The organism is Streptomyces camelliae, assembly GCF_027625935.1.
In the GTDB taxonomy this organism is placed as follows: Bacteria; Actinomycetota; Actinomycetes; order Streptomycetales; family Streptomycetaceae; genus Streptomyces; species Streptomyces camelliae.
The window spans coordinates 4,431,227-4,452,136 of sequence record NZ_CP115300.1 but is presented as its reverse complement, the minus strand read 5'-3'; the positions used below and the strand labels follow the sequence as shown (position 1 = coordinate 4,452,136).

Here is a 20,910-nt window from a genome sequence, read left to right as displayed (position 1 = left end):
AGGATGTTCGCTGCGGCGTAGACGTGCATCGGGCGGCCCGGCATGAAACCGGGGAACAGCAGCCGGGACGTGGGGTTGGCGGCGGTGTCGAGTCCCGGACGGGCTGCCAGGTGAACACGGATCACGGATGCTGCGGGTTCCGGCACGTTCAGCCAGTCCGCCCCGAAGGTGACGTGAAGTCCATCAGGGCGATCGCGTAATTGGTCGATGTGGAGCTTGACGATCCGGGACAGCGGTTGGCCAAAGAGAAAGAGGACGAGCATCAGTCCGTCATCCCGGGTCGCCGCATCGGAGAGCAGGATGTGGCCATGAGCGGTGTCCAGTCGCACGCGTTGCATCGGTGAGTCGGTGGTCCCGCTGTTGCGGGCGATGTCGATGAAGCGCAGGGCCTGGGTGAGGTCGCCGGCGCCGCGGCGGGCAAGGGCGAGTTTCTGGTCGGCAACCGACCAGTCGCGCCGTCTATGAGTCCGGATTGTGAACGGAATGCTACCTGGAAGGGCGCTTGATCCTCACTTGAGTGTGGCTTGATCCGTCTACGTGACACTCAAATCCAGCGACAAATCGAGTGACTGTTCGTCCAGTGGCCTGGAGTTGGAAATAATGCTTGATGTCGGCGTGATCGGCGGAGGGCCCGGTGGACTTTTCCTGGCCCGGCTCCTGCTGATGCGGGGAATAGCGGCGCGGGTCCATGTACGTGAGCGCAACCCTGTGGGGGCGACGTTCGGATTCGGGATCGTCTTCTCCGATCGGACAATGTCGGCCTTGCACGCGGCGGACCCTGAGACGCACGATCGAATCGTTGCGGCCAGCCGTTCCTGGCGCGACATGGAGGTTCGCGTCGGCGGGCGGGAGCTCCGGTACGGCGGGTACGGCTTCACGGCCATCGCGCGGCGTGTTCTGCTGGACATCTTGCAGGAGCAGGCCCTGGCCAGCGGCGCACAGCTCGACTTCCGCACTGAGGCGAACGCGGCGGAACTCTGTGCCGAACACCAGCTCGTCGTGGCCGCCGACGGGGTTGGTTCGGCCACGAGGGACGCCCGCAAGGAAGTGTTCGGGACAAAGGTGGAGCAGGGCTCTGCCAAGTTCATCTGGTACGGCACCACAGCCCCGATGCAGCGAGTGACATTCCCGTTCGTGAAGACCGCATTCGGAGTCTTCGCGGCCCATACCTACCCCTTCGCCGACGGCCTCAGCACCTTCATCGTGGAAACCGACGAGCAGGCCTGGCGTGCCGCTGGAATGGATGTCTCCACGGAGCGGGCGAATTCCCCGGAACAGAGCGACGAGTATTCTCAGCAATTGATGGAGGAGGTCTTCGCCGACCATCTCAAGGGACACCCGCTGCTTGTGAACAACAGCCGCTGGGCCAATTTTCGAGTGGTCCATAATCGGGTCTGGTGGCACGACAACCTGGTGCTCCTCGGCGATGCCGCGCACACCGCTCACTTCTCCGTCGGCTCGGGAACGAAGCTCGCGATGGAGGACGCGATCGGTCTGGCCGATGCCCTGGGAGAGTGGGGCGGCCCGGGCGGCCCGCGAACCGTCACGGCCGCCGATCTGGCCCCGGCCTTCAAGTCGTACGAGGAGGCCCGTCGACCGGAGGTGGCCCGCACCCAGGGCTGGGCGGCTCCCAGCATGCGCTGGTGGGAGACCTTCGCGCAGCGGGTCGACCGGGACCCGGAGAGGTTCGGATTCCACTTCCTGACTCGTACACCGGCGATCAGCTTGGCAGGACTACGACGCCGGCACCCCGAGCGGATCGCCGCAGCGGAGTCGGCCTTCGTCGCCGAGGCCACGTCACCCGGCGTCGCAGCGGCCGGGTCTGACACGTCGGCGTCCAAGGGCCGCACACCACACGCGCTGGCATTCCCCCTGCAGCTTGGTGAAACGATTCTCCGCAATCGGATGCTCAGCGTGGTTCCTCCGTCGCTCAGCCAGTCGGACACCTGCGTGGCTCAGGCGCTGGCAGGGCACAGCCTCGTTCTCGCCGACTGGAGCGGCGCCGCCCGACAGCACCCCACCCGGAGCGGTACGGGGGTCGGGCCGGCCTCCGGGGAGAGCAGGCAATGGCGCAGGGCCGTCCGCGAGGCCGGGCTCGCCGGTGCGCTGCTCGGCGCGGTCGTGGACTGCGAAGAGGTCCGGGCACAGCCACAGTACCGGCTCCTGGAAATGCCGCTACTGGCCCTGCTCCTCGACGAACCGACGCCGGACACCTTCGCCCGCGCCTGCGCCGCGCTGCCCACGCGGGAAGCCGGCCGACAGCTGCTCATCGGCCTCCGGTGCCCCGACGGCCGTCCGGCCCGACAGCAGGCCGACCAGTTGTCCGCCTGCGCGTCGGCAGCGGCAGCGGCAGGCGCAGTCGGCATCCACCTGCGCCTGCCGGAGCGCGACACCTCGACGCAGTCGGCCACCTCGGCCGGAGAAGACCACTGGACGGTGGTCCTGGAACTGGCCGACCGCCTTCGAACCGAGTCCGGACTCCCCCTGATCATCGACGCCGTCGGAGGCTGGGCCCTCGACGCCCCGGGGCATGCGGCCGACAACTGGCCCGCCCGTCTGCACACAGCGCTCGTCGCAGGGCGCGTGGACGCCGTCGCGTCCTGGCCTCTGGCGCTCTCGCCCTGCTGACGTACCCGGTCCTTTCTCACCTCACCGCTCACCACCGTGGTCAAGCCCTATCGAGTGGAGATTGCCCAGATGACTGTTTCCCACGAGCCCGACGAGGCGCAGCGCCCGTCGAACGAGACCGAGTCGACGCACTTCGTTCGAAGAACGCCGGAACCCATCGCCGTCGTCGGCATGGGCTGCCGGTTCGCCGGTGGCGTCGACTCGCCCGAGGACTACTGGCGACTCCTGATGGAGCGCCGTGACGGCATCGGGGACGTGCCGCAGGAGCGCTGGGAGTCCTACGAGGAGGCCGGCCCTCAGAACGCCGCGGCTCTGCGCAAGGTGACCCGCAGCGGCGGCTTCCTGGACGACATCGCGGGCTTCGACGCCGACTTCTTCGGCATCCTGCCCCGTGAGGCAGAGCTGATGGATCCCCAGCAGCGCATCGTGCTGGAGGTCGCCTGGGAGGCGCTTGAGCACGCCGGGATACGGCCGCGCTCGCTGGCCGGCGGTGACGCGGGCGTCTTCATCGGCGTCGGTTCCGACGACTACGGGCGTCGGATGCTGGAGGACCTGCCGCGGATCGAGGCGTGGACGGGGATCGGCGCGGCCTTCTGCGCGGTGGCCAACCGCGTCTCCTACACGCTCGACCTGCGCGGATCGAGCCTGGCCGTGGACACCGCCTGCTCCGCGTCGCTGGTCGCACTCCACCTGGCATGCCAGGCCTTGCGCTCCGGCGAGTGCCCGGTGGCGCTGGCGGGCGGTGTGAACATCATGGCCGGCCCCGGGCTGACCATGGTCCTGGACGCGGCCGGCGCGGTCTCACCGGACGGGCGCAGCAAGTCCTTCGACGCCTCTGCCGACGGCTACGGCCGTGGTGAGGGCGCCGGCGTCGTCGTACTCAAGCGCCTTTCCGACGCGCAGCGCGACGGCGACCGGGTCCTCGCGGTCATCCGCGGCAGCGCGGTCAACCAGGACGGCCGCACCAACGGCATCATGGCGCCCAGCGAGGAGGCCCAGGCGCACCTGCTGCGCCAGGCCTACCGGTCCTGCGGCATCGACCCCGCCACCGTCGACTACGTCGAGGCGCACGGAACCGGCACCCGGGCCGGTGACCCGATCGAGGTCGGGGCCATGGCCCAGGTCTTCGGCCCGCGTCCGGCCGACCGGCCCTGCCTGGTGGGCTCCGTCAAACCCAACATCGGGCATCTGGAGGCCGGCGCGGGCGTGGCCGGGCTGATCAAGGCCGTGCTCGCGCTGCACCACGGCGAGATCCCGCCGCAGGCCGACTACTTCACCACCCCCAACCCGGCCATCCCGTGGGACGAGGCGGGGCTGAAGGTGGTCACCGAACCCACCCCCTGGCCGGCCACCGACCACCCGCGCCGAGCCGGTGTCTCCGGCTACGGTTACGGCGGCACGATCAGCCACCTCATCCTTGAGGAGGCCCCCGCCCCGGCAGCCCGTCAGCAGGCCGGCGGCGGTACCTCGGGCACGCTGCTCCTCCCGCTGTCCGCGGCCACCGAGTCGGGCGTGCGCGCCCAGGCCGGACGCCTGGCCGAGTGGCTGACCGGACCCGGCGCAGGCACGCCCTTGGCGGACGTCGCGTCCACGCTGTCGGTGCACCGCGACCACGTCCAGTCCCGGGCCGTCGTCGTGGCGGCCGACCAGGAGCAGGCCGTGGAGCGGCTCACCGCCCTGGCCGAGCAGCGCCCCGGGGACGGGGTCGAGACGGGTGCCGTCCTTCCCGCGGTCGGCGACGCGGTCTGGGTCTTCTCCGGCCATGGCGCCCAGTGGATCGGTATGGGCCGCGAACTCCTGGATCGTGAGCCGGTGTTCGCCGCCGTGCTCGACGAGATCGGGCCGGTCTTCCTGGAGGAGATCGGTTTCTCACCCCGCCAGGTGCTGGTCGACGGCGATCTCGTCGAGGTGGACCGGATCCAGCCGATGATCTTCGCGATGCAGGTGGCGCTCTCCGCCGTGTGGCGTTCGCGCGGCCTGCGGCCCTCCGCCGTGATCGGCCACTCGGTCGGCGAGCTCGCCGCCGCGGTCGAGGCCGGCATCCTGAGCCTGCTCGACGGCTCCCGGCTGATCTGCCGGCGCTCCGCACTGCTGCGCCGGGTCGCGGGCAAAGGCGCGATGGTCATGGTGAACCTGCCCTTCGACGAGGTCGTTGAGCGCCTGACCGGCCGGGCGGACATCAGCGCCGCCATCGCCGCCTCCCCGGGCTCCACCGTGGCCGCCGGGGGCGTGGACACCGTGGCAGCGGTCGCCGTCGGCTGGGAGGCGCAGGGCCTGACCGTCCGCAGGGTCGCCTCCGATGTCGCCTTCCACAGCGACCACATGGACCCGCTCCTCGACGAACTGCGACGCGCGGCCGACGACCTGCGGCTGAACGAGCCCGTGATCCCCGTCTACAGCACCGCCCTCGCCGACCCGCGCAGCAGCGCCCCGCGCGACGGCGACTACTGGGCCGCCAACCTGCGCAACCCGGTCCGCTTCGGCAGCGCCGTCCAGGCGGCCGCCGAAGACGGCCACCGCGCCTTCCTGGAGGTCTCCGCTCACCCCGTGGTCGCGCACTCGATCGTGGAGACCCTGGGTGAGGCCGGCATCGACGACGTCGTCGTCGCGCACACGCTGCGCCGGAACAAGCCGGAGCTCGACACCCTGCTGGCCAACGCCGCCGTCCTGTTCAGCCACGGCGTCCCGGTCGACTGGTCCGCGACCGTCCGCGGCACGCTGGTCGACCTGCCGGTCCGTGCCTGGCAGCACCGGCCGTTCTGGTACGGCTCCGCGCCGGCGGCCCAGCTCGGCGGCGGACAGCACGACCCGCTGAGCCACACCCTGCTCGGCCGCAGGGTCACCGTCAACGGTCCCACCCCGTCGCGGCTCTGGCAGACCTACCTGGACGAAAGCTGCCGTCCCTACCCCGGCGACCACCCGGTCCAGGGCGTCGAGATCATCCCGGCGACGGTCCTGCTGAACACGTTCTTCACCGCCGCCGCGGACGGAGCCGCCTTCCCCGGTCTCACCGAGGTCAACCTGCGTGTGCCGGTGGCCGTCAGCACCCCGCGTGAGGTGCAGGTGGTGCTCCAGGAGGGCGCGCTGCGCATCGCCTCGCGCATCGTCGGCGCCGAGGATGCCGACTCTGACGGCGCCTGGCTCACCCACACGACCGCGGTGGTCTCCCCGGCCACCCAGGTGGGAGCGCGCCGGCTGGAGCTGGGCGAGATCCGCTCGCGCTGCCCGGAGGCGCTGCCGGAGGAGTACGTGATCGACCGACTCGCCGACATCGGCGTGGCCGCCATGGGCTTCCCCTGGCAGGTGCGCGAAATGCGGCGGGGCGAGGGTGAGTTGGCCGCCGTCGTCAGTGCCGCACCGGACGGCTCCGCGCCGCCTTCCTGGGCCAGCGTCCTCGACGCCGCCCTCTCCATCGCCTCGGTGACCTTCCCGGGCAGCCCGATCCTGCGGATGCCGGCCCACATGCACGAGGTCGCTCTGCTCGGGGACTGCCCGGCGGAGGTCGTCCTGCACGCGCGCTGCGTCGACGGTCTGGCGGCGGCGGACACCGTGGACGTGCTGATCGCCGATTCCGATGGCGAGGTCGTCGCCCGCTTCGGCGGGCTGCGATACGGCGTCCTCGACGGCGACCCGGGCGCGACCGCGAGCCCGCGCCGCCTGGTGAGCGAGCTGTCCTGGCAGGCGGGGGACTGGTCCGCAGACCTTGGGCCGCTGGCCGAAGTGGTGCTGCTGGGCGACCCGGAGGCCGCACAGCTGATCGGCGAGGGCTTCGCGCGGGCAGGCGTCGCGTGGCGGGCGGCCGCCGACCCCGAGCAGCTCGGGACGGTCGGCCCCGAGACCGCGGTCCTCGTCGTTCCCGACCGCGAGCACGGGCCCGCCACGGCCGGGGTCTCCGCCTCCTGGTTGCTGACCCGTACGGTTCAGCGGCTGGCCCGGCAGCAGCCCGGCGAACGTCCGATCGTGCGTGCGGTGACGCGCGGTGTCCGGGAGAGCCTGCGGCAGGAAGCGCTGGGCGACTCTGTGCTGTGGGGTCTCGGCCGGGTGCTGGCCGGTGAGCACCCGGATCTGTTCGCGGGGGTGGTCGACCTCTCCTCCCGTCCGACCGACGAAGAGCTGGCGGCCCTGGTCGGACTGGTCCGCGAGGACGCCGGACGACGATCCGGTGAGGAGGTCGTCTCCCTGCGCGGGGCCCAGCGCGAGGTGCCGAGGCTGGTCGCGGTCGAGCGTGAACCGGAGCGAGCCGCCCTGGAGTGCCGTGCCGACGGCACCTACCTGATCACCGGTGGTCTCGGTGTGCTGGGTCTGGAGGTGGCCACCTGGCTGGCGGGCCGAGGCGCCCGACGCCTCGTGCTGGCGGGCCGGACGGCTCTGCCGCCGCGCTCGCAGTGGAACACGGTCCCGGATCCCGCGACACGTCAGCGGGTCGACGCGGTGCAGATGCTGGAGGGCCTGGGCGTCACGGTGCGTACCGTCGCCGTCGACGTCGCCGACCGCGCGGCCCTCGCGGCGGCGCTCGACCCGGAGGCGCTGGGGCTTCCCCCGATCCGCGGCGTCGTGCACGCGGCCGGTGTGCTCGACAACCGGATGGCGCTCGACGTCGACGAGGCGTCGTTGGCCACCGTGCTGCAACCCAAGGCCGCGGGCGCCCTGGCCCTGCACGAGCTCTTCCCCGTCGGCGCCCTCGACTTCATGGTCCTCTTCTCTTCCTGCGGCCAGCTTCTCGGCCTGCCCGGCCAGGCCAGCTACGGCTCGGCCAACGCCTTCCTGGACGCACTGGCCTGGCACCGCGCGGCCCTCGGCGACCGCACGCTGAGCGTTGCCTGGACCTCCTGGCGCGGGTTGGGGATGTCGACCTCCTCCGAGCTGATCGACATCGAGCTGGCCGCCCGCGGCACCGCGGACATCTCGGCCGCCGAGGCCTTCCGGAGCTGGGAGTTCATCTCCCGGTACGACCTGCCCTACGCGGCGGCCATGCGGATCCTCCCGCCGGAGCCCGGAGCGGAGCGGCCTCGGCTCCTGGCCGAGCTGGCCGTCCCCGACACCGACACGCTCGGTCAGGCGGAGACCGAGTGGGCGGCGCTGGCTCCCGAGGAGCTGCGCGGCTACCTGGTGGACGAGGTCCGCGCTCAGGTGGCCGGGGAGCTGAAGTTCGATCCGGACACCTTCGACGTCCGCCGCCCGCTCATGGAGATGGGCCTGGACTCGGTGATGACCGTGGTGATCCGGCGCCGGCTGGAGAAGATCTTCCGGCTCTCGCTGCCGAGCACCCTGCTCTGGGACCGCCCCACGGTGGCTGCCATCGGCGAGTTCCTGTTCGAGCTGCTCCAGGCCGCGGGCACCGAGGAGACGCAGGGACAGGAGCCGGAGCTGGTCGAGCCGCTCGTCGGCTGACCCGCTGCGACCACCGTCCTACGGCCCCGGCGGGCTGAACGACCGGCCTGCCGAACGACTGGACCCATGGCGCCGCCCGGCTCGCACGAGCTGCGGGCCGGGCGGCACCCACAAGGGAGGGGAGAAGATGATGCGCACCGGCGTGGTCGGCTGGCCTCGGGAGGCCGCCGACCGGTACGTCGCCTCGGGACTGTGGCGACGGCGACCGCTGGGAAGTTGGGTGTGGGACTGGGCGGACCGCTACGGGCACCGCACCGCCGTGGTGGACGGCGCGATCCGGCTCAGCTACCGCGAATTCGCCGAACGGACGGATTCGTTGGCGGAGCGCCTGCTCGGGCTCGGGCTGAAGAACGGTGACAACCTGTTGGTGCAGCTGCCCAACTGCTGGGAGTTCCTCGGCCTGTTCCTGGCCTGCCAGCGGATCGGGGTGGCGCCGCTGCTGGCACTGCCGGCGCACCGGGAGCACGAACTGGCTCATCTGGCGGACCTCGCGGACGTCGCGGCGATCGTGGTACCGGACACACTGCGTGGCTTCGACCACCAGTCGCTGGCCGCACGGATCGCCGCGGAACGCCGGCGGAGCTGCCCGGTGCTGGTGCTCGGTGGCGAGCCGGATCCCGGGCATCTGGATCTGTCGGCGATGCTCAGCCCGGTGTCCGGCGCCGCGGAACGGCGTTCCCGGCTCGACGCGTTGGCCCCGGAGCCCGAGGAGGTCGCGTTCTTCCTGCTCTCCGGTGGGACGACCGGCCTGCCGAAGATCATCGCGCGGACCCACAACGACTACGAGTACAACGTCCGTCGCAGCAGCGAGATCTGCGGCTTCTCCCCGGAGACCGTCTACCTCGCGGTGCTGCCGGTGGCCCACAACTTTGCGCTGGGCTGTCCGGGAGTGCTCGGCGCCCTGTCCGTCGGTGGCCGGGTCGTGATGTGCCCGTCGCCGCGTGCTGCGATCGCCTTCCCGGAACTGGCTCGGGAACGGGTCACGGTCACCTCCGTGGTCCCGGCCGTTGCCCGGACCTGGCTCGGTGCCGCTGATGCCGCCGGCCCGGATCTGGAGAGCCTGCGCGTGCTGCAGGTCGGGGGGTCGGTGCTGCCGGCCGATCTGGCGCAGAGGCTCGCCCCGACGTTGGGCTGCACCCTTCAGCAGGTGTTCGGGATGGCAGAGGGTCTGCTCAACTACACCCGGCTGACCGACCCGCCGTTCGTGATCAGTACCACCCAGGGTCGACCGATCTCCGAAGCGGACGAGCTCCTGATCGTCGGCCCCGACGGCCGGCCCGTCGAGGAGGGAGAGACCGGGGAGCTGCTGACGCGAGGCCCCTACACGCCGAGGGGCTACTTCCGCGCGCCGGAGCACAATGTCCGCGCCTACACGCCGGACGGCTGGTATCGCTCCGGTGACCTGGTGCGCCGCCACCCGAGTGGCAACCTGGTGGTCGAGGGGCGGATCAAGGACCAGGTCAACCGGGGCGGCGAGAAGATCGCGATCGACGAGGTGGAAGACCTCGTCCGCCGTGTGCCCGAGGTCGCCGACGCGGCCGCTGTGGCCTTGCCCCACCCCGTCCTCGGGGAGTGCGTGGGGGTGTGCGTCGTTCCCGTACCCGGCTCGGAACCGACGCTGGCGCGTATCCGGGCGCACTTCGAGGAACGCGGAGTCGCGGCCTTCAAGCACCCGGACGAACTGCGGCTCGCGCCGACGCTGCCGCTGACGGCGGTCGGCAAAGTCGACCGCAAGCGGCTGCTGGACCTGTTCGCCGTCCCACAGCCCACCGCGGAACCTCCCCTCGGCCGTATCGCCTGACGGACCGAGCCGACCTGTCCATCGATCAAGGAGTCGATCCATGACCGACCAAGTCCCTGAGGTTGTGCTGCCGCCGGAGCTGGCAGCGCTCCGCCTGAAGGGCGTGGACCACCTCGCCTGGGTGACCTGGAAGCCCGAAGAGACCGTGCGGTTCTACCGTGACGTGCTGGGTCTTCCCCTGGTTCACGCGATCACCGCCACCGGCTGGGTGAGCGAGACCTTCCCCGACTTCGTCCACTTCTTCTTCGCCCTCGGTACGGGCGATCACCTGGCCTTCTTCTACTACTTCGGCCTTCCCGAGGAGGAGCAGCCCGGTGACCTGATGCACAGGTCCCGGCATCTGGCGCTGCACGTCGACACCGAACAGGAGCTGCTCGACTGGCGGGCCCGGCTCAAGGCGCACGGTGTGCGGGTCACGCCGCCCCTCGCGCACGAGCTGCTGGAGTCCATCTACTTCGACGACCCCAACGGGATCCAGCTGGAGATCACCCGCCCGCTGCGCCCGTTCGCGCCCATCGACGCCCGGGACGCCGAACTCACCCTGCGCGCCCTGTCCGATGTCACCCGGAACGGGAAGCCGACCGTGGAGGAGATGTGGCGCCGCAAGGGAGAGCTGTCCCGAGCCCACACCGAGGAGCAGAACCGATGACCACCCTGTACGTGCTCGACATCCCCGAGTTCGGCGCCTTCGTGGAGGCCGCCGAGAACCAGGACATGACCGTCCGCCGTGCCGGCGACTACGTCGAGGTGACCACGGACGGACCCTTGGAGATCCAGCGGGCGCAGGTGGGTGCCAGGCCCGCGATCTGGTTCGCGGCTCTGACCGCGGGCTACCAGGGACGCCTGGTCACCTTGGACGAGGACCGCCTGCTTCTGGTCGAGAAGTGATCAGAGGTGTGTGGCCCGTGCCTCACCCCTGATCCTGGCGCGTGGTGCTCTGCCGGCCCAGCAACGTCCTGGTGGCGTCGAGAAAGGGCAGCAGCCCTGGGGCCTGCTGCCCGTTGCGCCTCCAGGTCGCGTGGATCAGAGCCTCGTACTGAAGCCCTCGCCACGGGACCAGGCCGACGGCCCCCCGGGCCAGATCCGCGGCCACGGCGATCTGCGGCAGCAACGCACAGCCCATGCCGGCCGCGACACACGTCCGCAGGGCGCCGATGCTGGTGAGCTCCGCCGCAACCCGAGGGCGGGGCCCCGGTGCGGACCCGAGTGCCTCCTCGAACATCAGCCGGTAGCTGCAACCGGACTCCGTCACCAGGAAGTCGACGCCGGCGAGATCGGAGCTGGTGACCGACTCCCGTCGTGTCAGCGGGTGGCCCTTGGGGGCCACGACGACGACCGGTTCCGGCAGAAGCGGCATGCTCTCCAGGTCCGGGTGGTCCGGGGGCGCACCAAAAGTGAAACAGAGGTCCAGGGCTCCTTCACGCACCCCGCTGCGGCACTCCTCCCGGTTCCCGGGGCGCAGCACCACGTGCACCTTCGGGCATTCCTCACGGAAGCGGGTGAGCAGCGAGGGGAGCCGGTAGACGCAGAGCGTTTCCGGCGCCCCGATCAGCAACTCACCTCCGGGACTGCCGACCTCGGTGACGGCCGCCCTGGCCTCCTCGGCGAGGGAGAGCATTCTCTCGGCGTAGTCGACCAGGCGGCGCCCCGCCGGGGTGAGCCGCAGACCGCGGTTGGATCGCTCGAACAGGTGCACACCCAGATCCTGTTCCAGTGCCTTGATCTGTTCGGTCACACTCGACTGTGCGTAGTTCAGCCGCTCAGCGGCGCGAGTGACGTTCAAAGCGTCGGCCACGGTGCGGAATGTACTGAGCTGCCGCAGCTGCATGATGCTGTCCCCCCGGCGTTGGCATCGGTTCTCCCGATGATGCCATCGGAAGCTCCCGTTTCCGATCGGCTTCCGCTCTTGTCAAGCTTGAGTTCCAACCTCTCTGACGGCCACCACTCTTGTACCCGGCCGTTTCCGCTTCATGAAAGGTGTGTCATGTCTGCGCCAACTACGCAGGCCTCCGGCGTCTCCAGTGAGACGCTCTCCGAGAACCCCGCACGCCGACGGCTGCTGCTCATCGGCCTCTCGCTCGGCTACTTCATGGTTCTCCTCGACACCAGTGTGGTGAATGTCGCGCTGCCCGCCATCCGCAGCGACATCGGAGGCGGACTGTCCGGGCTGCAGTGGGTGGTCAACGGCTACACCCTGACGTTCGCCGCACTGCTGCTCACCATGGGTGCGCTGTCCGACCGTTTCGGCGGGCGACGGGTCTTCGTCGTCGGCACCTGGGCCTTCCTGCTCGCGTCGCTGATCACGGTCTTCTCGCCGAACCTCGGCGTGTTGATCACCATGCGCGCCCTGCTCGGCATCGCGGGTGCCGCGCTGCTGCCTTCCTCCATGGCCGTCATCGCCACCACCTTCACCGACCCGGCTCAGCGCGCTCGCGCACTCGGCTCCTGGGCGGCCATCACCGGTGCGGCGCTGGCCGCCGGCCCGGTCCTCGGCGGTGTGCTCACCGACGCCCTCGGCTGGCGCAGCATCTTCGCCATCAACGTGCCCGTGGCGCTGGTCAGCGTGCTCATCGCACGCGCCCACGCGCCCGAGACCAAGGTGAACACCAGCCGTGGGGTGGACCTGCCCGGCCAGATCAGCGCGGTGCTGGCGCTTGCCGGGCTCACGTTCGGCGTGATCCAGAGCGAGAATCTCGGCTGGAGCTCGATGCCCGTGCTGGCGGCGCTCGCCGTCGCCCTGGTGGCCGGGGCCGTCTTCCTGGTCGTGGAACGCCGACCGGCCGGGCCGCGTGGTCCCATGCTCCCGCTGCTGCTCTTCCGCAACGCCACCTTCTCGGCCAGTGTGCTCAACGGCCTGCTCGTCAACTTCGGCCTCTCCGGGCTGCTGTTCGTCATGTCCCTCTACTTCCAGCAGGCGCGTGGCCTTTCTGCCCTGCTGGCAGGCTGCGCCTTCCTGCCGCTCACCCTGCCGACGGCCTTCAACCCCATCTACACGGGCCGACTGGTCGCGCGGTCCGGACCGCGGAAGCCGTCCGTTCTGGGCTTCGGACTCCTGACGGTGGGTGCGGCCGTTCTCGCGGTCGGCATCACGGGCACGGGAACCGCGCACACCCTGCTGATCGGGTTCGGCCTGCTGGTCTTCGGCTTCGGCGTGTCCTTCGCGATTCCCTCCCTGGTGACGGCGACGGTTTCGGCCACACCGAAGGAGCAGGTCGGCATCGCGTCTGGCGTGCTGAACTCCGCACGCCAGACCGGTGCCGTCATCGGGGTCTCGGTACTCGGCTCGGTGCTGCACGCCGCCGCCAGCTCCACGGACGGGAGCCGCACCGCACTGATCATCGCCACAGCTGCGCTGCTGCTCGGTCTGCTGCTGTCCGTCGGCTTCATCGGACGGAACAAGCAGTCGGCTTAGCCGGCCGACCGGTTGCGTGCCGTCGGCGTCACCCCGCCGGCATGCAACCGGTAAAACACCCATGCCAGACAAGAGCAGGAGCATGACAATAACCGCTTGATCGTTCGCACTCTGACCCGGGGGGGAAAGTCAGTTGCACGTCAAGGTACTTGGCACACTGAGCGCCCGTATAGGCAAGATCTCCGTACATCCGACCGCTCTCAAGCAGCGCAGGGTCCTGGCTCTGCTTGCGCTGTCCGCGGGGATGATCTCCAACGACCAGCTCATCGAAGAGATCTGGGAGGAGACCCCGCCCAAGAGCGCAGTGACCGCACTCCAGACCTATGTGCTCGCCCTGCGTAAACGAATCAGTGACGCCGGCGTGGACGGAAAGCAGGTCCTTGTCACTCGTGACGGGGGCTACCAGATCCGGCTCGCCGACGGCGGGTTGGACGCCCGTATCTTCGGGGAGCACGTGCAGAACGGTCACCGGCTCGTCGCTGCCCGTGACTTCCAGGGCGCAGTCGACGCGTACCGCATGGCGGAGAGTCTCTGGCGTGGCGGCCCGTTCACCGACGTGTCACCCGGCCCGCTCCTCGCCATCGAAGCGGCTCGCCTGGAAGAGCTGCACATCGGCGCGATCGAGGGACGTATCGAGGCCGAACTGCGCCTTGGACGGCACCGCAGCGTCGTGAGTGAACTGAGCGCGCTCACAGCTCAGCATCCGCTTCATGAACACATCCACGCTCAGTACATCCTCGCCCTGCACCGCTCCGGCCGACGAGACCAGGCGCTCTCCGCATACAGCAGAGTGCGCACGTCGTTGCGACGGGAACTCGGTGTCGAGCCGTCGCCGCGGTTGTGGCACCTCCAGCGTGACGTTCTGATGGCCGAGAACCTCTCCATCAACGCGAACGAGGAGCTCGGCGGATACCCGGGCGACCGGAAGTCCGCCTGAGCGTCCCGCCCGTCGTACCTGATCCTTTGCCGGCGCCGGTGCTGAGTGCCGGATCGACGAGCGCCGTAGGCGCACTGACCCGGGCCGTGCCGAACTCCCCCGCGGCACGGACCCGCGAGCGCCGGCCGGGCCCTGGGAGCCCCGTCTCCAGCAGGGACCGGCCGGCGCTGCCCTTTCCCATCGGCCCCACGTAGATACGGAGTGTCATGACGTCCCTACTCGACGGACCGATCGCTGTTCGCGGAGCCGATGCGAGAACAGCAGAGCTCGGCGAACTGCGAAGGAAGGTTCTGGCAGGGCCGAGTGAGGCGGCGACCGAGGCGCAACACGCGAAGGGGAAGCTGACCGCACGTGAGCGGATCGGCCTGCTGCTGGACGAGGGTTCCTTCAACGAGGTGGAGCCGCTGCGCCGGCACCGGGCAACCGGCTTCGGACTGGAGGCCAAGAAGCCCTACACCGACGGCGTCATCACCGGCTGGGGCGCCGTCCACGGCCGGACGGTCTTCGTCTACGCCCACGACTTCCGGATCTTCGGCGGCGCCCTGGGCGAGGCCCACGCGCAGAAGATCCACAAGATCATGGACATGGCCATCGCGGCGGGTGCGCCGCTGGTGTCGTTGAACGACGGGGCGGGTGCGCGTATCCAGGAGGGCGTCACGGCGCTGGCCGGGTACGGTGGGATCTTCCAGCGCAACACCCGTGCCTCGGGGGTGATCCCGCAGATCTCGGTGATGCTGGGCCCGTGTGCGGGCGGTGCCGCCTACTCCCCGGCGTTGACGGACTTCGTCTTCATGGTCCGCGAGACCTCGCAGATGTTCATCACCGGCCCGGACGTGGTCAAGGCCGTCACCGGTGAGCAGATCTCGCAGAACGGGCTCGGCGGCGCGGACGTGCACGCCGAGGTCTCGGGCGTGGCGCACTTCGCCTACGACGACGAGCGCGCGTGCCTGGACGAGGTCCGGTTCCTGCTGTCGATGCTGCCACAGAACAACCGGGAGACCCCGCCGGTGGAGATGTCCGGGGACCCGGCCGACCGCCGCTGCGAGGCGCTGCTCGACCTGGTGCCGACGGACGGCAACCGCCCGTACGACATGCGCAAGGTGATCGAGGAGCTGGCCGACGACGGCCAGTTCATGGAGATCCATGAGCGCTGGGCCACCAACGTGATCTGCGCGCTGACCCGGATGGACGGGCAGGTCGTGGGCATCGTCGCGAACCAGCCGCGGTCCCTGGCCGGGGTGCTGGACATCCACGCGTCGGAAAAGGCCGCACGGTTCGTGCAGCTGTGCGACGCGTTCAACATCCCGCTCGTGACACTGCTGGACGTGCCGGGCTTCCTGCCAGGCGTGGACCAGGAGCACGGCGGCATCATCCGCCACGGCGCCAAGCTGCTGTACGCGTACTGCAACGCGACGGTGCCGCGGATCTCGGTGGTGCTGCGCAAGGCCTACGGCGGCGCGTACATCGTGATGGACTCCCGCTCGGTGGGCGCGGACCTGGCGTTCGCGTGGCCGACCAACGAGATCGCGGTGATGGGCGCGGAGGGCGCCGCCAACGTGATCTTCCGTCGTGACATCGCCGCCGCCGACGACCCCGAGGCCAAGCGCGTCGAGATGGTGCAGCGCTACAAGGACGAGCTGATGCACCCCTACTACGCCGCCGAACGCGGCCTGGTCGACGACGTCATCGACCCCGCCGCCACCCGCGAAGTCCTCGTCCGCGCCCTGCGGATGCTCCGCACCAAGCACGCCGACCTCCCCGCGCGCAAACACGGCAACCCACCCCAGTAGCCGCCTGATCCCCTGACCACCGAACATCCACCCAGCACCGAGGAAGGCAGCGATGACCTCCGCCACCGTGCCGACGGTCCAGATCGTCAAGGGCGAGGCCACCGACGACGAGCTCGCCGCGCTCACCGTCGTGCTCATGGCCCGCGCGGCCGCGGCCCGCCGCGTGGCCCAGCCCCGTTTCGCCCACGGCGACCGGCACCCCCGGGCCCGCTGGCGCCGACTGGATCGCGTCACCAGCTACCGCAACCCCGTCAGCTGGCGCTGACCGTGAAAACTCACCGGCCAGGCCGAGCCACGGACGGCAGCGGGCTGCGCGAGTCGTTCGCCCCGGACCGGATGACCGCCCGGGAGTTCTACGCCCTTCTCACAGCCCTGGTGGTGCCCCGGCCGATCGCATGGGTGTCGACGCTCGGGCGTGACGGGGTCGACAACCTGGCGCCGCACTCGTTCTTCACCATCGCGTCCGTGGAGCCGCCCATCGTGCAGTTCACTTCCGTGGGGCTCAAGGACACATTGCGCAACGTCGAGGAGACCGGCGAGTTCGTCGTCAACCTGGCCTGCGAGAACGACTTCGAGACGATCAATGCCACCGCCACGGACTTTCCGCGCGGAATCAGCGAGTTCGAGGCCCTCGGCATTCAACGAGAACCGAGCCTGTCGGTCGGACCGCCCCGGATCGCGGGGGCACCGGCTGCGCTGGAGTGCAGGGTGCACAGCACTCTGCGGATCGGTGACTCCACCCTCGTCTTCGGCCGCGTGGTGCACGCTGCCGTCCACCGGGAGATGCTCGTCGACGGACATCCGGACATCGGCCTGCTGCGGCCGCTGGCACGGCTCGGCAAGGACGAGTGGGCCACGCTGGGTGCGGTGCGCGAGATCAAGCGAGTCCGTTACGCCGACAGGCCTGGTCCGACCCCGTCGCCGGACGCGTAGCGCAGCCGATCGCCGGGGGCGCCCCACGGGGACTACCGCTCCGGATACCCGTACCCGGTCGACCAGTTGGCCAGGACGCGTTCGCGGATCTCGGGCGGCCAGCCGTTGGTGAAGCTGCCCTTGACCGGGCGCTGGTCCTTGGGGAAGCGGTCGGCCAGGAGGCAGTTGTGGACGACCTTGCCGGCGCGGTAGGTGTGCTGTTCCTCCTCGGAGAGGTAGACGGAGAGCGCGGCGGTGGGCTTGGCGGGGAAGTGGACCTCGCCGCGTTCGGGGTGTGTGCGGGTGGCGAAGGCCCAGACGACCTCGTTCACGTCGGTGATGTCGATGTCGTCCTCGACCAGCAGCACCTTCGGGACGCCGAAGCCCGCCTTGCCGGTGAAGACGATCTCGCCGACACGCTGGGCCAGTTCGGTGGAGTGGATGCCGAGGGTCTCGTACCAGTCGCGGTTCACCGAGACGATCAGCCAGTGCAGGGCGGACTCGTAGGAGAACCAGGCCGAGGCCGCCGGGAGTCCGGCCGCGCGGAGCTGGTACAGGATCTCGGCGGCATGCATGGTGCCGGTGCCGGTGTGGTCCTCCTCCACCGGCGGGCCGGCCGCGACGACCGGGAGGATCGCCCCGTTCCGGTGGGTGATCGCGCTGACGTGGAAGACCGGCTTGGGCGAGGCCTCGAAGCTGTTGTAGCCGGGGTACTCGTTCATGGGGCCCTCGTCGGCCGTCTCGTCGAAGGCGATGTGGCCCTCGATGACGATCTCGGCGGTGGCCGGGACCGACAGGTCCACGGTTTCGGCGGGGACGACCTCGATGCCCTCGCCGAACAGGGCGCCGACGAAGTGGCTCTCGTCCGCCCCTTCCGGCAGCGGCATCGCGCCCGCGTACGGCAGCGCGGGCTCGACCCCGAGGGCGAGCGCGATCGGCATCGGTTCGCCGCGGGCCGCCCACTGGGCGCGGATGATGCCGAGGTGCTGGGGGCCGGGGATGAGGCAGGACAGGCGGTCCCTGCCGGCGATCATCATGCGGTTGACCGACCAGTTCGTCCAGGAACCGTCGGGCGTACGGGCGATGTTCATGCCGTACGTCTGGATGTACCGTCCGCCGTCGTTGCCGTGGATCAGCGGGGTCGGAAAGGCGTACAGGTCGACGGCGTCGCCCAGGAGGATGTTCTGCTTGCAGGGTGCCCCGGACGCGGGGACCTCGGCCGGCGGGATGCCGGCGCGGCCGCGGGCGGCGACCACGGCCTCCATGATGTCCCGGCCGGAGGCCCCGGCGGGCAGCCCGAGGGCGAGCGCGATCCGGGCCAGCCGGTGGCCGGGGCCGGACAGGCCGCCGGGCGCGCCGAGCACCCGGAAGCCGGTGCCGGTGTAGCCGGTGATCGTGTTGAACAGCGGGGCCGGCGCCTTCAGGTCGTAGGAGCGGCGGACGACCGCGCCGATCTCCAGGTTCCAGTCGACCTCGGCGTCGATCTCGTTGACCTCGCCGATCGCGGCCAGTTCCGCGATGAACTCACGCAGACTGCGCAGATGTTTCACGGGGTTCCTCGTCGTCTCTACGGCGCCGGGTTCCGTCCCAGCGGGGGAGCTCGGGCACGTCGATGCCGAGCAGGTCAAGGGCGCGGCCGGCGGTGTGGTCGACGATGTCCTCGACCGTGCCGGGGCGCAGGTAGAACGCGGGCACCGGAGGCATGACGATCCCGCCCGCCTCGGTCACCGCCGTCATGGCACGCAGATGGGTGAGGGTCAGCGGTGTCTCGCGGACCATCAGGACCAGGCGCCGGCGTTCCTTCAGGGTGACGTCCGCGGCGCGGGTGAGCAGGTTGTCGCCGCCCGCGTACGCGATCGCGGACAGGGTGTGCACGGAGCAGGGCGCCACGATCATCCCGTCCGCCGGGAACGAGCCCGACGCGATCGCGGCCCCGATGTCGGCGGGCCGGTGGCTGACGTCCGCGAGGGCGGCCAGGTCACGCGCGCTCAGATCCGTCTCGTAGGCCCTGGTCCGCTGGCCCGCGGGGGTCACGACCAGGTGTGTCTCGACCCCGGCCGTGCGGGCCAGCTCCAGGACGCGGACGCCGTAGGCGATGCCGGTCGCGCCGCTGATCCCGACCACCAGGCGGCGCGGTCGGCCGGTCAGCTGGCCGCCCCCGCACGCAGGGCGGCCGCGTGCTCGGTGACGAAGTAGGCGAAGGAACGGGCCGGGTGTCCGGTCAGCTTCTCCACATCGTCCGTGACGGCCGACGCGCCGCCGGACGCGTAGAGGCCGTACAGCTCGACCATGCCTTCCGCCCGCCAGGGATCCCACCCGGCGGCGAGCATTCCGGCGAGCGCGGCCTCGGGGTCCAGCGCCTCGTACGTCACCGGGTGCCCGACCGTCTCGCCGAGCACCCCGGCGATCTCGGTGTGCGTCAGGGCGGCCGGACCGGTCAGGGTGTAGACGGCGTTCTCGTGCCCGTCGCCGGTCAGCACCGCGACCGCGGCCTCGGCGACGTCCCGCGTGTCGACGTACGACACCGCGCCCGTGCCGCCCGGCAGCGCCAGCCGGCCGGTGTGCAGCGTGGGCGCCATGCCGAGGAAGTTCTGGTAGAAGCCGTTCGGCGCCAGCACGGTCCAGGGCAGCCCGGACGCGCCGAGACAACCGAGCCCGGCGGTGTGCGCGGCGAGGAACCGTACGCCCTCGGCGTGCTCGCCGACCCCGGCGGCGGCGTGCAGCACGAGGTGCGGGCGACGGCCGGTGCGTGCGGCGGCGTCGATCACGTTCCGCTCGTGTGCGTCCATCTCCGGATGCACCGCCACCAGTACGTACACGGCGTCGGCGCCGGCCAGCGCCCGGTCCAGCGATGCCGGGTCCGTGAAGTCGGCGGCCACGGTCTCCACTCCGGCATCCCAGTGTGCCGGTACGGCCGAGCCGTCCCGCACCAGCGCCCGCACCCGCTCGCCCCGCGCCCGCAGGCCGCTGACCACCTCGGAACCGACGGTCCCGGTCGCTCCGGTGACGACGATCATCGCTCTCCCCCATGTCGTGTAAGGCTTCAACGAGACGATCGCAGCGGAGAGTTGCTTGATCAAGGCGGAAGTCATGCACGATCCTTCAGCCACGCTCATCGATACGGCTCGGGGGGACCGCAATGGAGCTGACGGAGATCGAAGCGTTCCTCGCCCTGGCGGAGGAACTGCACTTCGGCCGCACCGCCGAGCGGCTGCGGCTGTCCCAGTCCCGGGTCAGCCAGCTGATCCGCTCGCTGGAACGCCGGGTGGGCGCACCGCTGTTCACCCGGACCAGCCGCCGGGTCGCGCTGACCCCGCTCGGCGAACACACCCGGCGCACGGTCGGCGCCGCCTACACGGGCCTGAAGAAGAGTTACGAGGAGACGTGCGCCCTCGCGCAGGGCATGGTCGGCACCCTGTGCGTCGGCTTCCTCGGCTGTCTCAACGGGCCGCCGCTGACCGACCTGGTCCTCGCCTTCGGCCGCCTGCACCCGGCCTGCGAGATCACGGTGGCCGAGGTGTCCTGGGCCAACCCCTACGGGCCGCTGCGCAGCGGTGAGATCGACGTGCTGTTCACCCTGCTGCCGCTGGACGAGCCGGATCTGCGAGTGGGCCCGGTGCTGGTCGCGCACGGGCGGGTGCTGGCCGTCGCCCGAGAGCACGCGCTGGCCGGGCGGGACACGGTCGACATCGAGGATCTCGCCGACTCGGTGCTGCTCGACGGTCCCGCCGAACTCCCGGAAGCCCTCAGGCACGGCTTCTGCCCGCCGTTCACCCCGCTCGGCCGCCCGTTGCGCCGCGGGAAGGGCGGCCGTACCTACCAGGAGGCGCTGCACCGGGTGGCCGCGGGCGAGATGGTGTGGACGACCCACGAGGGCCTCTTCCACACCTACGCCCACCCCGGCGTCGTGCACCGCCCCCTGACCGGTCTGCCCCCGGCGAACGGCGCACTCGTCTGGCGCGCGGACACCGAGACCGCGAAGATCCGCGCGTTCACCGGGCTGGGGGCGCGGCCGGTCTCCGGGAGCGCCGGGTGACGC

General features: G+C 70.6%; 15 protein-coding genes and 1 pseudogene. 11 read left to right on the top strand and 5 right to left on the bottom strand.

Annotated features, from left to right (window positions below; genetic code table 11):
• Window positions 1-254: 254 nt before the first annotated feature.
• Window positions 255-452, bottom strand: a pseudogene (locus O1G22_RS20295) (hypothetical protein); the annotation flags it as partial.
• 85 nt (window positions 453-537) lie between these two features.
• Here O1G22_RS20295 and O1G22_RS20290 point away from each other — a divergent pair.
• The 5 genes from O1G22_RS20290 to O1G22_RS20270 all read left to right on the top strand — a co-directional run bounded on the left by O1G22_RS20290 (window position 538) and on the right by O1G22_RS20270 (window position 10,708).
• Window positions 538-2,628, top strand: coding sequence for an FAD-dependent monooxygenase (locus O1G22_RS20290; RefSeq protein ID WP_270082637.1), 2,091 nt, complete (start codon window positions 538-540; stop codon window positions 2,626-2,628).
• Between the two features lie 69 nt (window positions 2,629-2,697).
• Complete coding sequence (locus O1G22_RS20285; RefSeq protein WP_270082636.1) at window positions 2,698-8,019, top strand: type I polyketide synthase; 5,322 nt, start codon at window positions 2,698-2,700, stop codon at window positions 8,017-8,019.
• Window positions 8,020-8,146: 127 nt separating this feature from the next.
• Window positions 8,147-9,820 carry a (2,3-dihydroxybenzoyl)adenylate synthase gene (locus O1G22_RS20280; protein WP_270082635.1) on the top strand — a complete coding sequence of 558 codons (1,674 nt, stop codon included), beginning with the start codon at window positions 8,147-8,149 and terminating at the stop codon, window positions 9,818-9,820.
• 40 nt (window positions 9,821-9,860) lie between these two features.
• Complete coding sequence (locus O1G22_RS20275) at window positions 9,861-10,469, top strand: VOC family protein (RefSeq protein WP_270082634.1); 609 nt, start codon at window positions 9,861-9,863, stop codon at window positions 10,467-10,469.
• Window positions 10,466-10,708, top strand: a complete 243-nt coding sequence (locus O1G22_RS20270) for a hypothetical protein (RefSeq protein WP_270082633.1) — start codon at window positions 10,466-10,468, stop codon at window positions 10,706-10,708. The genes O1G22_RS20275 and O1G22_RS20270 overlap by 4 nt, the downstream gene beginning before the upstream one ends.
• 22 nt (window positions 10,709-10,730) lie before the next feature.
• Here O1G22_RS20270 and O1G22_RS20265 read toward each other — a convergent pair whose 3' ends face one another.
• Window positions 10,731-11,648 (bottom strand): LysR family transcriptional regulator, encoded by a 918-nt coding sequence (locus O1G22_RS20265; RefSeq protein WP_270082632.1) that lies wholly within the window; start codon window positions 11,646-11,648, stop codon window positions 10,731-10,733.
• Window positions 11,649-11,804: 156 nt separating this feature from the next.
• Between O1G22_RS20265 and O1G22_RS20260 the strand changes: the two genes are divergently transcribed.
• The 5 genes from O1G22_RS20260 to O1G22_RS20240 all read left to right on the top strand — a co-directional run bounded on the left by O1G22_RS20260 (window position 11,805) and on the right by O1G22_RS20240 (window position 16,892).
• Window positions 11,805-13,232, top strand: coding sequence for an MFS transporter (locus O1G22_RS20260; protein ID WP_270082631.1), 1,428 nt, complete (start codon window positions 11,805-11,807; stop codon window positions 13,230-13,232).
• A gap of 133 nt (window positions 13,233-13,365) precedes the next feature.
• Entirely contained in the window at window positions 13,366-14,169 is an 804-nt protein-coding gene (locus O1G22_RS20255) for an AfsR/SARP family transcriptional regulator (protein ID WP_270082630.1), read from the top strand.
• Window positions 14,170-14,375: 206 nt separating this feature from the next.
• Complete coding sequence (locus tag O1G22_RS20250) at window positions 14,376-15,959, top strand: acyl-CoA carboxylase subunit beta (RefSeq protein ID WP_270082629.1); 1,584 nt, start codon at window positions 14,376-14,378, stop codon at window positions 15,957-15,959.
• A 52-nt stretch (window positions 15,960-16,011) separates the two neighbouring features.
• The gene (locus tag O1G22_RS20245) at window positions 16,012-16,224 is read left to right on the top strand and encodes an acyl-CoA carboxylase subunit epsilon (protein WP_270082628.1); all 213 of its coding nucleotides are present in this window, start codon (window positions 16,012-16,014) and stop codon (window positions 16,222-16,224) included.
• A 44-nt stretch (window positions 16,225-16,268) separates the two neighbouring features.
• Window positions 16,269-16,892 (top strand): flavin reductase family protein, encoded by a 624-nt coding sequence (locus O1G22_RS20240; RefSeq protein WP_428986500.1) that lies wholly within the window; start codon window positions 16,269-16,271, stop codon window positions 16,890-16,892.
• 32 nt (window positions 16,893-16,924) lie between these two features.
• Here O1G22_RS20240 and O1G22_RS20235 read toward each other — a convergent pair whose 3' ends face one another.
• From O1G22_RS20235 to O1G22_RS20225, 3 genes are read right to left on the bottom strand one after another with little or no spacing between them, the layout of a single operon-like run.
• On the bottom strand, window positions 16,925-18,421 hold the full coding sequence (locus tag O1G22_RS20235) for a UbiD family decarboxylase (RefSeq protein ID WP_270082627.1): 1,497 nt from the start codon (window positions 18,419-18,421) through the stop codon (window positions 16,925-16,927).
• Window positions 18,396-18,995, bottom strand: a complete 600-nt coding sequence (locus O1G22_RS20230) for a UbiX family flavin prenyltransferase (RefSeq protein WP_270082626.1) — start codon at window positions 18,993-18,995, stop codon at window positions 18,396-18,398. The genes O1G22_RS20235 and O1G22_RS20230 overlap by 26 nt, the downstream gene beginning before the upstream one ends.
• Before the next feature lie 20 nt (window positions 18,996-19,015).
• Window positions 19,016-19,963 (bottom strand): SDR family oxidoreductase, encoded by a 948-nt coding sequence (locus tag O1G22_RS20225; protein ID WP_270082625.1) that lies wholly within the window; start codon window positions 19,961-19,963, stop codon window positions 19,016-19,018.
• 47 nt (window positions 19,964-20,010) lie between these two features.
• On the opposite strand from O1G22_RS20225, the gene O1G22_RS20220 reads away from it, so the two are divergent.
• Window positions 20,011-20,907, top strand: coding sequence for a LysR family transcriptional regulator (locus O1G22_RS20220; protein WP_270082624.1), 897 nt, complete (start codon window positions 20,011-20,013; stop codon window positions 20,905-20,907).
• Window positions 20,908-20,910 lie beyond the last annotated feature (3 nt).